11 protein-coding genes are annotated in these 12,951 nt (G+C 61.7%); 1 reads left to right on the top strand and 10 read right to left on the bottom strand.

Translation table 11 applies throughout. The features are described from left to right. The first annotated feature begins 9 nt into the window (after nucleotides 1–9). Nucleotides 10–1,152: a sporulation protein YqfD gene (locus DWV57_RS01800; protein WP_120019741.1), complete on the top strand. Its 1,143-nt coding sequence runs from the start codon at nucleotides 10–12 to the stop codon at nucleotides 1,150–1,152. A 406-nt stretch (nucleotides 1,153–1,558) separates the two neighbouring features. Here DWV57_RS01800 and hslO read toward each other — a convergent pair whose 3' ends face one another. The 10 genes from hslO to DWV57_RS01745 form a co-directional block, all read right to left on the bottom strand. Continuing rightward, nucleotides 1,559–2,470, bottom strand: coding sequence for an Hsp33 family molecular chaperone HslO (gene hslO, locus DWV57_RS01790; RefSeq protein WP_120019739.1), 912 nt, complete (start codon nucleotides 2,468–2,470; stop codon nucleotides 1,559–1,561). 4 nt (nucleotides 2,471–2,474) lie between these two features. Then, complete coding sequence (locus DWV57_RS01785; protein ID WP_005940360.1) at nucleotides 2,475–3,224, bottom strand: class I SAM-dependent methyltransferase; 750 nt, start codon at nucleotides 3,222–3,224, stop codon at nucleotides 2,475–2,477. Nucleotides 3,225–3,227: 3 nt separating this feature from the next. Further along, entirely contained in the window at nucleotides 3,228–3,827 is a 600-nt protein-coding gene (yihA, locus tag DWV57_RS01780) for a ribosome biogenesis GTP-binding protein YihA/YsxC (protein ID WP_005940358.1), read from the bottom strand. Between the two features lie 306 nt (nucleotides 3,828–4,133). After that, entirely contained in the window at nucleotides 4,134–6,593 is a 2,460-nt protein-coding gene (lon, locus tag DWV57_RS01775; protein ID WP_120019738.1) for an endopeptidase La, read from the bottom strand. A gap of 155 nt (nucleotides 6,594–6,748) precedes the next feature. Beyond that, on the bottom strand, nucleotides 6,749–7,294 hold the full coding sequence (locus tag DWV57_RS01770) for a Gx transporter family protein (RefSeq protein WP_097774873.1): 546 nt from the start codon (nucleotides 7,292–7,294) through the stop codon (nucleotides 6,749–6,751). 13 nt (nucleotides 7,295–7,307) lie between these two features. Further along, entirely contained in the window at nucleotides 7,308–9,203 is a 1,896-nt protein-coding gene (locus tag DWV57_RS01765; protein WP_120019737.1) for an ABC-F family ATP-binding cassette domain-containing protein, read from the bottom strand. 34 nt (nucleotides 9,204–9,237) lie between these two features. Beyond that, nucleotides 9,238–9,978: a YjjG family noncanonical pyrimidine nucleotidase gene (locus DWV57_RS01760; protein WP_120019736.1), complete on the bottom strand. Its 741-nt coding sequence runs from the start codon at nucleotides 9,976–9,978 to the stop codon at nucleotides 9,238–9,240. 95 nt (nucleotides 9,979–10,073) lie between these two features. Then, the gene (locus tag DWV57_RS01755; protein WP_118527866.1) at nucleotides 10,074–10,295 is read right to left on the bottom strand and encodes a hypothetical protein; all 222 of its coding nucleotides are present in this window, start codon (nucleotides 10,293–10,295) and stop codon (nucleotides 10,074–10,076) included. Nucleotides 10,296–10,350: 55 nt separating this feature from the next. Beyond that, complete coding sequence (locus tag DWV57_RS01750; RefSeq protein ID WP_207666228.1) at nucleotides 10,351–12,168, bottom strand: SGNH/GDSL hydrolase family protein; 1,818 nt, start codon at nucleotides 12,166–12,168, stop codon at nucleotides 10,351–10,353. Between the two features lie 81 nt (nucleotides 12,169–12,249). Further along, a complete protein-coding gene (locus DWV57_RS01745; protein WP_243112283.1) occupies nucleotides 12,250–12,903 on the bottom strand; it encodes an HAD-IA family hydrolase in 654 nt (217 codons plus the stop codon). Nucleotides 12,904–12,951 lie beyond the last annotated feature (48 nt).

The raw sequence follows: 12,951 nt of genomic DNA, 5'->3' as shown, positions 1-12,951 counted from the left end.
GAGGTGCCCATGGAACCGGTAAGCCTTTGGGCCGCGGTGGAGTTCACCGCATGCAATGGCAGCACCGAAGCCCTGCTTACCGCTGCCGCCCGGGCCGGGCTGCATCCCTACGGGGTAACGGCCCTGCCGGGAGGGTTTGGCGGGCGGTGCGCCGCGTGGCAGTACCCGCGCCTTGCCGCGCTGGCCCGCAAGCGCCGGGTGCGGCTGCGCATCCGCCGGAAGCTGGGGCTGTATTTCCGCCTGCGCCCCTTGCTGCGCCGGGCCGGGCTTTGGGCGGGGCTGGCGGTGTTTGTGCCGCTGCTGCTCTTTGCACAGCAGTTCGTCTGGTATGCGGACACCTCTGCCCTCACCACCGGACAGGCCGCGCGGGCCTGCGCCGTCCTGCGGGAAGCGGGCCTGCAGCCCGGTGCGGCTGTGACCGAGGCAAAGCTCACCGCCGGGGAGTACGCCCTTTTGCACAGCGGCGAGTTCTCCTGGGCCAGCCTGAATTTTGCCAAAGGGCGGCTGGTGGTGGAAGCCGCCGCGGCCAGACCCAAGCCGGACATTGCCGCCGGAACGCTGCACGGCATCCGGGCAAAATGCAGCGGCACTGTTCTGCGCACGAACCTTACCAGCGGCACCATGCTGGTGCAGCCGGGCCAGCAGGTGGAAGCCGGGCAGGGCCTCATTGGCACAGCCCGCGCCGAGCGGGACGGCACCCTGATCTTTGCGCCCGCCGCCGGAACGGTGATCGCTCAGTTTGAGTGGAGCGACACCCGCACCGTGCCCTTGGAAGAGACGGTGCAGCAGTACACCGGCGCGTGCACCCGCGCATACCGGGTGACAGCGTTCGGGCACACCTTCTCCCTGCCCGCCGCGCCTGCGCCGGAACATGCGGCGGTGATCCTCCGGCACTTTCAGCCGGAGGTGCCGCTGCTGGGCCTTGCCCTGCCCTGCTCTGTGGAGGAGACCTGCCGCTATGTGCAGCAGCCGGAAACGCTGCACCGCACCGAAGCGCAGGCCGCCGCGCTGGCCCGGCTGCAAAGCCTGCAGGCGCTGTACGCCGCATGGCCGGACGCGGAGCACATCGCCCGCAAAGAGGACTGCACCGTGAACGGCAATGTACTGGACTATACCGTCACCTACACCGTGGCAGCGGACATCTGCGGGTGAAAGGATTCCCGTTGTAATTCGTCAAAAAGTATGCTAAACTAAAAATGCCACCCCGAAGGGTGGCGTTAAGGTGCTATCTGCAAGCGCAGGTGGTCATGCTTCCCTCCGGCAAGCGTCCGGGGGACGTAAAAGCTTATTGTTTGTTCCCCCGTTCGCAAACGCGGAAGGGGGGATGCATCATGGTGTTGAACGATGTTCTGCAGCTGTTCGTCATTGTTGGCGGCACAGTTGGGATTACATTTCAAATCGCATGGGCAATCTTCAAAGAGATCCATAACAATAAGAAATGACCGCCCCAGACTCCCAAACCTGAGCGGTCATTCTTATTGACTATCTAGCCGGAGGGAGCTGACCATTGCGGACAGCGCCTTTTCTGTTTGTAGTATAGTTGTTTTTTAGCGGTTTGTCAAGTCCCCTGCTCTGCAGCGGCACGTTCCGCCGCCTGCGCGTCGTACTCGGCAAGCAGGTCGTTGAGGTCGTACTGGTACTTGCTGTGGCAGAAGTGGCACACCACCTCGCAGGCGGGGTCCTCGTCGCGCATCCTCACCAGCTCCTTGCGGCCAAGGCTGAACAGCATCTCCTTGGTGCGCTCGGCGCTGCAGTCGCACTGGTAGTGCACGTCGCGCTCGTCCAGCACGTTGGGTTCAAAACCTGCCAGCGCCAGCTGCATCATGTCCTCGGGGGTCTTGCCCTCGTGCAGCAGGGTGGTGACGGACGGCATGGCCGCGATATTCTTTTCCAGCTGATCGATCTCCGCATCGGTGGCACCGGGCAGCAGCTGCACCATAAAGCCGCCTGCGCACAGGATGGACAGGTCTTTGTCCACCAGCACGCCCAGCGCCATGACGGTGGGCACCTGCTCGCTGTAGGCGTAGTAGGCGGTCAGGTCCTCGGCGATCTCGCCGGAGACCAGCGGCACCTGCCCCACGGTAGGCTCCTTCTGCAGGCGGTTGTCCCGGATGACGGTGAGCACACCGTCTTTGCCCACAGCGCCGCCCACATCCAGGTGGCCGTTCGGCTTTGCGGGCAGCTCCACCAAGGGGTGATCGATGCAGCCCTTCACGTTGCCGGTGCCGTCGGTGCAGGCAATGACCACGCCCGCCGGGCCGCCGCCGGACACACGCAGGGTGATCTGGTCACGGTCGTCCTTGAGCATGGAGCCCATCAGGGCCGCGCCGGTGAGCAGACGGCCCAGTGCCGCGCTGCAGGTGGCGCTGGTGGTGTGCAGCTTTTCGGCCTTGCGGACGATCTGGGTGGAATCCACGCCGCAGAACACGACCCCGCCGTTCTCCGACAGGCCGCGGATCAGATTTGCCATAAAGTTATCCCTCCAATTGTGTATACTGCTTGACTGCGCAGAAGAAATAGCGCTGGCTGTCCTCGGTCAGCGGGCCGAAGGTCTCGCCGTCGCAGACGCTTTCCAGCGCAAATCCGTGCTTTTCCAGCGCGGTGCGGATGGTGTCAAGGTCATAGGTGTACTCGCAGAACTGCTCGTGGAAGTGCTCGCCGGTCTCGTGGTAGTCGATGTCCACGGTAATCTCCACGCGGCGGTTGGCGGCATCGTAGTGGTTGCGCCACACACAGGCGGCATCCTCTTCCTCAAAGGTGAACGCGTTGTCGCCCAACACGTTCCGGTGTTTGTAGGGCGTGTTCATATCGAACAGGAACACCCCGCCCTTCTCCATGAAAAAGCCCGCGTTGGCAATGGCGGTGTCGAGGTCCGGGATGTGGTTGAAGGTGTCAAAGGTGGACACCGCGCCCCGGATGGTGCCGTACAGATCCAGCTTGAGCAGGTCCTGCCGGAGCAGCAGCAGCCTGCCGGAAAGGCCCAGCTGTTCGGCCTTATCGCGCACAACGCAGAGCATCTCCTCGGACTGGTCAATGCCGATCATATCATAGCCCGCCTGCGTGAGCATCAACGTCAGCTCACCGGTGCCGCAGCCAAGGTCGGCAAGGATGCCGTCGTGGATGCCGTGCTCCTTGAGCTTTGCATGGATGTGGGCATACAGGGCATCGTAATCGGCCTCGCCGTTGAATTCATCGTAGAAATAGGCAAATTCGTTGTAGGCCATGGTTTACTCCGCTTCCTGTTCCCCGGCCACAGCGGCATTGAGCACCGCCTGCAGCTCCGGGATGCCGTAGCCGTTCTCGCCGCTGGTCAGCACCACCTTCTGGCAGCCATAGGGGCGGCAGAGATTTTCAAAGTCTTCCAGCGTCTTGGCCAGCTGGCTCTTTTTGAGCTTGTCGGCCTTGGTCAGGGCCACCACGTAGGGGATCTGGTGATAGTGCAGGTAGCGCAGCATCTGCTCATCGTCGGCGCTGGGGGCGTGGCGGCAGTCCAGCAGCTGCACCAGCAGGGTGTGGTGGCGGGGTGCTTCAAAGTAGCTGTTGATGAGGTCGTCCCAGCGCTCACGGTCGGCGTTGCTCACCTTGGCGTAGCCGTAGCCGGGCAGATCCACAAAGTAGCAGTCGTCCACCGAATAGAAATTGATGGTAGCCGTTTTGCCCGGCGTACTGGACACGCGGGCAAGGTTTTTGCGGCTGCACAGCTTATTGATGAGGCTGGATTTGCCCACGTTGGACCGCCCCGAAAAGCTCAGCTCCGGGCGGTCGCTCTCGGGCAGCTGGCTGGAAATGCCATAGCTGGCAATGAAATCAGCTTTGTTGTAATTCATGGAGCTTTCCTTTCTTTGATAAGGGGATTGTCACCGGACACTCCGTCCCGCCTGCGCTCGCCAGACCACCAGCGAAGGCAAGCCCTCGCACTTCCTGTCGGGCTTTTCTGTCGATTTTAGTCGCAGCCTGCACTTTAGACATGGCTTCGCGCATCTTGCCGGAGTATCCGGTGCCGATCCCAGCAGGACGGCAGATAGTTTCTCCAGCGAATGTCCTGGGGGTGGGGCCCCGGCGCGCAAGCGTTGGGGCGGGACTGGAGTCCCGGGCTGTTCGCGGAGAAAGCTATCTGCCGCCCTGCCCTATTCTCAGCACACCGCGCCGGGCTGGGGCTTTTCTGCGGTGGGCGGCACAATGGCGGCGTCTGCCGCCTTTTTCTTTGCATGGGTGCGGCTGGGAGCCTTGGCCTTCTTTGCGTTCTGGGGCTTGAGCAGGGCCGCGTTCAGCACCTGTGTCAGGCTCTGCATGGGCAGGAAGGTGAGGTTCTTCTTCACCTCGTCGTCCACCTCATACAGGTCGGGTTCGTTGTCCTTGGGGATGAGCACCGTTTTCATACCCTCGCGGTAGGCCGCCATGCTCTTTTCCCGCAGGCCGCCGATGGGCAGCACGTTGCCGTGCAGGGTGATCTCGCCGGTCATGGCCACATCGCCGCGCACCGGGATGCCGGACAGGCAGGACACCAGCGCCGTGGTCAGGGTGACACCGGCAGAAGGGCCGTCCTTGGGCACTGCGCCCTCCGGGGCGTGGATGTGCAGGTCGCACTTCTTGAGCTTTTCCGGGTCGATGCCGTACTCGGCGGCGTGCACGCGCACCCACGTAACGGCCAGCTGAGCGCTCTCCTTCATCACGTCGCCCAGCGAACCGGTGACGGTGATCTTGCCGCTGCCGTTGTCCATCACCTGCACCTCGATGGGCAGGGTCTCGCCGCCCACGCTGGTCCATGCCAGACCGTTGGCGATGCCCACCGCGTTGGTGCGGTTGAGGAAGTCGGGCTTGACGAAGCGGGGGCCAAGCAGCTGTTCCAGCATGGTGCCGGTAACGGAGACGCTTTCCGTCTCGCCTGCGGCGATCTTGCGGGCGCACTTGCGCAGCACGCTGGTGATGGTGCGTTCCAGATTGCGCACACCGGCCTCGCGGGTGTAGCCGTCAATGATGCCGTACAGCGCGCTCTGGCTCAGCGTGACCTTGCCGGTCAGGCCGCAGGCCTTGAGCTGCTTGGGCAGCAGGTGCTTGCGGGCAATGTTGTATTTTTCCACGCGGGTGTAGCTGGGCAGCTCGATCACGTCCATGCGGTCGCGCAGCGGGCCGGGGATGCTGCCCAGATCGTTGGCCGTGGTGATAAAGAGCACATGGCTCAAATCGAACGGGATATCGATGAAATGATCGTTGAAGGTGCTGTTCTGCTCCGGGTCCAGCGCTTCCAGCAGGGCTGCGGCCGGGTCGCCGCGGAAGTCGCCTGCCAGCTTGTCGATCTCGTCCAGCAGCATGAGGGGGTTCGCGCTCTTGGCAGAGATCATGGCAGTGATGATCTTGCCGGGCATCGCGCCGATGTAGGTGCGGCGGTGGCCGCGGATCTCGGCTTCATCCCGCACGCCGCCAAGGCTGATGCGCACATACTTGCGGCCCATACTTTCGGCGATGGAGCGTGCAATACTGGTCTTGCCCACGCCCGGAGGGCCTACAAGGCAGATGATCTGTGCCTTCACGTCCGGTGCCAGCTTGCGCACGGCCAGCGTTTCCAGAATGCGGTCCTTCACCTTTTTCAGGCCGTAGTGGTCGCGGTCCAAAATCTGCTGTGCGCGGCTGATATCAAGGTCGTCCACCGTAAAGGTGTTCCACGGCAGGTCAAGGCAGGTGTCCAGATAGGTGCGGATGACCGTTGCCTCCTGATTGGAGCCCTGCATCTTGGCAAGGCGGTCTACCTCCTTGAGCAGCTTCTTCTCGCTGTCCTCGGCAAGGTGCAGCTCGGTGATCCTGCGGCGGTACTCGTCGGCCTCGGCGTGGGTGTCGTCGCCCTCGCCCAGCTCGTCGCTGATGATGTGCAGCTGTTCGTGCAGGTAGTAATCGCGCTGGTTCTTGTCCATGGACTCGTTGACCTTTTCCGCGATCTCCTTTTCAATTTTCATCACCTGACACTCACGGCGCAGCATCTCGATGAGCTTTTTCAGCCGTCCGTTCAGGGTGCCCTCGTCCATCACAGCCTGCTTGTCCTCGTAGCGGAACAGCAGGTTTGCAGGCATGTACTCGCTGAGGAAGGCGGGGTCGTCGCTGGAAACGATGGCAAACACCACGTCCTTGCCAAGGCGCGGGTTCATGCCAAGGTACTCGTCAAACCCGGCCTTGAGGGCGCGCAGCAGTGCTTCGGTCTCCACGGCATCGTCGGCCTTGCCTGCGCGCACCGGGGCCGGGCGCACCTCCGAAAGCAGAAAATCGCCGCTGGCATCCAGTGCACTGAGCTTTGCGCGGTACTTGCCCTCCACCAGGACCTTTACAAGGTCCCCGGAGACGCGCAGCACCTGCTTGACCTCGGCCACCACGCCGTAGCTGAACAGGTCTGCCTGCTGCGGCTCGGTGGTGTCCATGGACTTCTGTGCCACCAGAAACACGTTAGAATTATTTGCCATTGCCCACTCCACAGCGGCAATGCTCTTTTCGCGGCCCACCTCAAAGTGGACGAGATTGTTGGGGAACACCACCAGCCCGCGCAGGGCGATGGTGGGCAGATGCAGCTTTTTGCGCTCCACCTTGATGGTAACTTTTTCACTCATAGTGCAAACACCTCCCGGCTGCCGCGCACTTTCCCACGGCGGCAGCGCTGTATGCAAGAGATTTTATCTTTAAAATAGCAGGTTGAAAATAGCAGGTTGTTTCCTTATTATACTGATTTCCGGCCAAAATGCAACTGTGCTGCATGGACGGTTGGTTATTCCCCCCGCTTTTCCTGTGTGGAGAAGCCCATTTTGCCAAGAGCCGGCAGCAGGGCCTTGAGGGTGATGGAGGTCAGTGCGCCCATCACAAGGCCCAGCACCAGCATGACCGGCGCATAGTAGAACGAGAGCGACGACGAGATGATCACGCCCGCGCCCAGCAGCTGGCCGATGTTGTGGGCCAGTGCGCCGCATACGGACAGGATGAACCAGGTGGGCCGCACCGGCAGCAGGTAGTAGAGCACCCACATCACCAGCAGGGACAAAAGGCCGCCGCACAGCGAGAGAAAGCCCGCCGTGAAGCCGGACACCAGAAACACGAACAGTGCCTTGAGCACGTCCAGCACCAGCGCCTGCTTTGGCCCCATGAAAAACAGCGCGTACATCACCACGATGTTGGCAAGGCCCAGCTTCATGCCCGGCAAAAGGCCCGGGATGGTGAGCGTGCCCTCAATGAACGAAAGTGCCATGGCCAGCGCAAACAGCAGGCCGGAAAGGGCGATGCGGCGCGTTTTTTCGTAACTGCGTCTGTTTTGGGGCATGCTGCACTCTCCTTTACTCTTCGGTCTGCTGGCTCTGCTCGTAGCTTTCCTGCTCTTCCATGGCAGCTTCCCACGCGGCAAACAGCTCTTCCTGATGGAAGCGCAGGTCGCTCAGCTCGTCGCTCTTCTGGCGCAGCAGGTCGGGGTCGTTGTACACCTCCGGGGAGTTGATCTCGTTGTCCAGCTCCACTTCGCGTGCACCGCAGGCTTCCATCTCGTCCTCGCAGGCCTTGATCTTGGCCCGCAGCTCGGCGCGGCGGCGGCGCTGCTCCCTGCCGTAGCCGGTCTTGGCCGGTTCGGCGGCCTTCTGCACGGCAGGTGCCGGGGCGCTGCGGCCCATCAGGGCATCGTAGCTGGGGTAGAGGGTGGCCTTGCCGTCCTCAAGGTAGAGGATGGGACAGGCCAGACTGTTCATCAGGTGGCGGTCATGGGTGACCAGCAGCAGCGTGCCGGTGTAGGCCATGAGGGCCTCGGTAAGGTTTTCGCGGGTGTAAATGTCCAGATGGTTGGTGGGCTCGTCCAGAAACAGCAGGTTGGGCCGTTCCAGCACGATCTCCGCAAAGCGCAGGCGGGCCAGCTCGCCGCCGGAAAGCGCCTCGCAGGGCTTGAACACCGTCTCGCCCCGGAAGCCCAGCTTTGCCAGATGGCTGCGCACCTCCAGCTCGGTCATGCGGGGGTACTTGTTCCAGATCACATCGATGACCCGGCCCTGCCCCAGACGGTTCTGCTGCTGGGCAAAGATGCTGGGCCGTGCGCCGGTGCCCAGCCGCACCATGCCGCCGGAGGGGCGGCGCTTGCCGTCCAGCACCTGCATCAGGGTGGACTTGCCCGCGCCGTTGGGGCCTGCGATCACCAGCCGCTGGCCGCGGCACACCGTATAGGTAAAGGGTTCCAGCAGGGTGCGCTCCCCTATTTTGATGGTCAGGTTCTTGAGCAGCACCAGCTCGTTCCACGGTTCTACGTCATATTCAAACCGGAACTTGAGCTGGTTGGTCTCGTCCTTGGGCGCTTCGGTGATCTCCAGCTTTTCCAGCTGCCTGCGGCGGCTCTGGGCCATTTTGGTGGTGGAGGCGCGCACAAGGTTGCGGTCCACGTAGTCCTGCAGCTTTTCGGCCAGTGCCACATCTGCATCGTGCTGCTTCTGGCGCAGGGCGTCGGCGGCTTCCTTCTGGGGCAGGTAGGCCGAGAAGTTGCCCTTGTAGGTGGTCATGGTCTGGAAGGAGACCTCCCAGATCTTCGTACACACGTTATCGAGGAAGTAGCGGTCGTGGCTGACCACCAGCACCGCACCGGAATAGCCCTTGAGGTAGTTTTCCAGCCATTCCATGGTGGCAAAGTCCAGGTGGTTGGTGGGCTCGTCCAGAATGAGCACGTCCGGCTTTTCCAGCAGCAGCTTTGCCAGCCGCAGCCTCGTCAGCTCGCCGCCGGAGAGCACCGCAATGTTCTTCTGCCATGTATCCTGCGCAAAGCCCATGCCGGACAGCACCTTTTTGATGTTCACATCCATGTTGTAGCCGTCGGCGGCATCCACGATGTTCTGCAGCTGGTCGTGCCGGGCCAGCAGCTCCGTGTCGTCCGGCTGCGCGGCCATTTTGCGTTCCAGCACCTGCATCTGGGCCATGGCATCCAGCACAGGGGCAAAGGTGGAGCGCATCTCGCCGTAGAGATCCAGCGTGGCATCCAGCTTTGCGTTCTGTTCCAGATAGCCCAGCGTCACGCCGTGGGTCACGCTGAATTCTCCGTCGTAGTCCTGATATTCGCCGGTAAGGATCTTGAGCAGGGTGGTCTTGCCCGCGCCGTTCTGGCCCACGATGCCAATGCGGTCCTCCCGCTCGACGCTGGCGTTCACATCATGCAGGACGATCTTTTCGCCAAAGCTTTTGCCTAGTTTTTCCAAATGTATCAGCATAGTTTTATGATCCGTTCTCTATCCACTTGTTGGCTCAACACTGGTGGCGGCGGTTTTTCAGGCCCACATTGGCCAGCTCTTCCTGCTCCATCACCAGAGGATACAGATCCTTCAGGTCTGCGATCTCGTAGGTGGGCACCACCTTGCCGGGATTCTCAGCGTGATTGGGATTATACCAGCAGGTGTCCAGACCTGCATTCGCGCCGCCCTGAATGTCGCTGCTCAGGCCGTCGCCCACCATCAGCACATGCTCCCGGTTCTCCACGCCAAGGGCGCGCAGGGCCGCATCAAAGATCTTCCGGTTGGGCTTTTCGCTGTCCATCTTCTCGGAGACGAACACGTCCTCCATAAAGTTCAGCACACCGCTCTCGGCCAGACGGCGGGTCTGCACCTTCTGGAAGCCGTTGGTCACAACGGCCAGCGTTGCCACCTCGGAAAGCTCCCGCAGCACATCCAGCACTTCCGGCCCCATCAGGTCCGGGTGGGTGGAGAGCTGTTCCAGATAGAAGCGGTTCATCTCGGCTCCGTCACCGGCGGCATCAATGGCCTTGAGGAAGCGGGTGAACCGCTCTGCCATGAGCTTTTCCCGCTTGATCTGGCCTTTTTCCAGCTGCCGCCACAGCTCCGAGTTGATGGTGCGGTAGGTCTGCACCGTTTCTGCGTCCGGCTCAATGCCGTAGTTCACCAGCGTTTCGGCCAGTGCCTTGCTTTCGGCTGCGTCAAAGTTCAGCAGGGTGTTGTCTGCATCGAACAGCACGCAATAATATTTTGCCATAAACCTTCCCTCTTTTCCTTCTGCCATGGCCTCAAATGCCATGCGCTCAACAACAGGCAGAAGCCAGCCCTGCCGTAAACAGAGCTGGCTTCACATCATTCTGTTACAATTTCGTACGGTGGTACGTCTGTCTGCTCCGGGTCGTTGTCCGGGCAGGTGGTTTTGACATCACAGGGGGTGGCAGCACACTTTGCCATTTCCTCTTCCAGCGCGCCGTTGTCCACGTTCTCCCAGTCGGTGCCGTAATCGTCCACGCTGCCGTCGGTCACATTCTCTTCCCCGGGCAGCGCCGGGATGCGGGGTTCCTCGTAGTACATGCAAACGCCTCCCTTCCTGCCAGCCTATGCGGCACAGCAGGCCGGGGTGACAGCCTCAGGACGCGGAGTCCGTGGATGCGGACTGCTCGTTGGCGGCTTCCTTGCTGGCATTGGATTCCGAAGCCGCATGGGAGCTGCCAGAGCTGCTCTCGCTGCTGGAGCTGCTATGGGAAGCCGAGCTGCTCTCACCAGAGTCCGCGTGGGACGAGCTGGTGCTATGGGAAGAGCTGGCTGTTCCGTTGGAAGCAGAAGCCGAGCCTGCCGGGGAAGCCGTGCTCTCACTGCTGGAAGAGCTGTGAGACGAGCTGCCGGAGGTGGATGTAGCCCCGGAGGATGCCCCGGAGGTGGTGCCGGACGATGCACCGGAAGAACTGGTGCTGCCGGAAGAACCGCTGCCCGACGTGCTGCCGGACGAGCCGGAACTGCTGCCGGAGCCGGACGAAGAGCTGCCGGAGCTTACGCCGCTGACCGTCACATTCAGGGTGTTGCTGGTAACGGTGCAGCCGTTGTAGCTTGCCACTGCGTACACCTTAAAGGTCGCATCGAGCATGGAGGGGTCGATCTCCACCTTGACGGTGGTCTTGCCCGCCGCCTGCGGCACTTCCACACCGTTGGCGTACCAGCGGATGCTGTCGGCAGTGAGGTGCTTGCCGCCCAGCTTTGCGGTAAAGGTGTAGGAATCGCCCAGCACAGCCTTGCCGGTGCTGCTGATATGCACGGAAGCCGCTGCAAACACGGCGGTCACGTCCACGTTCTGCTTGAAGTTCGTATCGGTGCGGGTCTTCTGGGTCACGCCGTCGCTCCACTTGACGAACACATAGCCGTCCTGCGGCACAGCCGTCACGCTGATGGACTGGGCGGCGCTGGTCACTTCATAGGAGAGGGATGTCTTGCCGCTGTCGCTGCCGCTGGAAAGGGTGCCGCCGGTCTTATCCACCCGGTAGCTGGCCTGATACAGCACACCCTGCTCTTCGGAAGAGCCTGCAGCCTCCGAGCTGCTGGGTGCTGTCACCGCAGAGCTGGGGTTCGGGGTATACTCGGCGCGGGTGGGGATGTTGGCGGTGTCGGGCCGACGGTCGTCGGTCTGGTAAGCGTGGGTGCGCAGATAGCTCAGCATGGCCTTCAGGCCCACGGGCTTCAGGTGGATATCGCCGGTCTGGTAGTAATCCTCGCGGCCATAGCCGTTGGCATCCTTCAGCGCTTCGGCGCTGTTGAGGAACTTCAGGCCCATCTGCTCACACATGGACAGCAGGGCCATGTTGAAGTCGTCGATCCTGGTCTGATCCATGTTGGGGTAGTTTGCGTGGTTTGCAGGCACCGGCGGCACCGTGTTCACGATGATGTCGGTGTAGGGGTAGCTTTCCTGAATGGCCTGCACCAGCGCGGTGTAGCTGCTGATGAACTCGTCCACGCTCATGCCTGTATCGTTGGTGCCCAGCATGATGACCACGCGGCGGGGCTTCATTTTGGCCACGGCCTGCGCGATGGTGTAGGTGCTGCTGTCCTTTTTAAAGGTAACGATGCCCTCGTTCAGGGCGGCATGGGTGCCAATGCCCTCCTTGGCGCAGAACTGCTGCAGGCTGATCAGACCGTTGGCATACAGGCGCACCGTGTTGGAATCGCCGAGGAACAGCGTTTCCTTCTGGTAGCTCTCGCCCGCGTCGGCGGTCTCCGGCAGCAGGGCGGCAGAGGTCTCGCTGATCTGGTAGTGATCCGAGATATCCTCTTCGCCCGGCACCAGCACCTCGCTGGAGGGCTGTTCCACCGGGGCCGCAGGGTTCTTGCCGCGCTTGAGCAGCGTCATGGTAATGGCAATGGTCAGAATGGCTGCCAGCGCGCACACACTGCACACCAGCACAGCCTGCTTCTGCATAGGAGTAAGCGCTTGCTTTTCCGGTCGTGTATTTCTCATATTTCTCACCATTCATTTCGTTTCCGGCACAGGGCCTTCCGGTCATGCCTGTCCGTTCAGGATCTGGTCTGCAAGGCTGGCGCAGCTTTCGGCCAGCAGCACCGGGTGGAAGGGTTCCAGTTCTTCCCTGCTGCCATAGCCGTACAGCGCACCGGCTGCATCCAGCCCGCAGTCCGCAGCGCCGCGCATGTCGTCGTTGCGGTCGCCCACCATCAGCACCCGCCTGCCCTGCATCATGGGCTGGGCCAGCACATGGCGCACCACGTCGGTCTTGGTGTCGCGGCTCTCGTCCATGGACGCGCCGCCGATAAAATCAAAATAGCCTGCAAGGCCCTTTTCTTCCAGAATGGGCGTGACGACCTGCGTGGGCTTGGAGGTAGCGGTGCACAGCACAAGGCCCGCATCCTTCAGGCGCTGCAGCATCTCTGCTGCACCGGGGTAGGCGGCGCACTCGTGGCTGCCCTTGACGGCGTAGCTGTCGCGGTACAGGTCGGTGGCCTTTTCAATGAGGGCCGGGTCGGTAAAGTGCTCACCAAAGCTCTTGCGCAGCGGCGGGCCAAGGTAGCGGCGCAGGTTCACATTTGTGGTGTCCACGCCCATCTTGGCAAAGACTTCTTTTAATGTATTTATGATACCGGGAGCGGAATCGATCAGGGTCCCGTCCACATCAAACAGGATCGCATCGTAGTTCAGCAATTTGTAAATTTCCTCACTTTCATGGTGATACATTGTATAGTATAGCAC

Source organism: Faecalibacterium sp. AF10-46 (assembly GCF_003604105.1).
Taxonomy (GTDB): domain Bacteria; phylum Bacillota; class Clostridia; order Oscillospirales; family Ruminococcaceae; genus Faecalibacterium; species Faecalibacterium taiwanense.
This window is presented reverse-complemented; position numbering and strand designations above follow the sequence as displayed.

Coding starts and splice junctions, on each gene's coding strand:
- yihA (WP_005940358.1), bottom strand. CDS start 3,827: ATGAATTACAACAAAGCTGATTTCATTGCCAGCTATGGCATTTCCAGC.
- lon (WP_120019738.1), bottom strand. CDS start 6,593: ATGAGTGAAAAAGTTACCATCAAGGTGGAGCGCAAAAAGCTGCATCTG.
- DWV57_RS01770 (WP_097774873.1), bottom strand. CDS start 7,294: ATGCCCCAAAACAGACGCAGTTACGAAAAAACGCGCCGCATCGCCCTT.
- DWV57_RS01785 (WP_005940360.1), bottom strand. CDS start 3,224: ATGGCCTACAACGAATTTGCCTATTTCTACGATGAATTCAACGGCGAG.
- DWV57_RS01760 (WP_120019736.1), bottom strand. CDS start 9,978: ATGGCAAAATATTATTGCGTGCTGTTCGATGCAGACAACACCCTGCTG.
- DWV57_RS01800 (WP_120019741.1), top strand. CDS start 10: ATGGAACCGGTAAGCCTTTGGGCCGCGGTGGAGTTCACCGCATGCAAT.
- DWV57_RS01755 (WP_118527866.1), bottom strand. CDS start 10,295: ATGTACTACGAGGAACCCCGCATCCCGGCGCTGCCCGGGGAAGAGAAT.
- hslO (WP_120019739.1), bottom strand. CDS start 2,470: ATGGCAAATCTGATCCGCGGCCTGTCGGAGAACGGCGGGGTCGTGTTC.
- DWV57_RS01765 (WP_120019737.1), bottom strand. CDS start 9,203: ATGCTGATACATTTGGAAAAACTAGGCAAAAGCTTTGGCGAAAAGATC.
- DWV57_RS01750 (WP_207666228.1), bottom strand. CDS start 12,168: ATGCAGAAGCAGGCTGTGCTGGTGTGCAGTGTGTGCGCGCTGGCAGCC.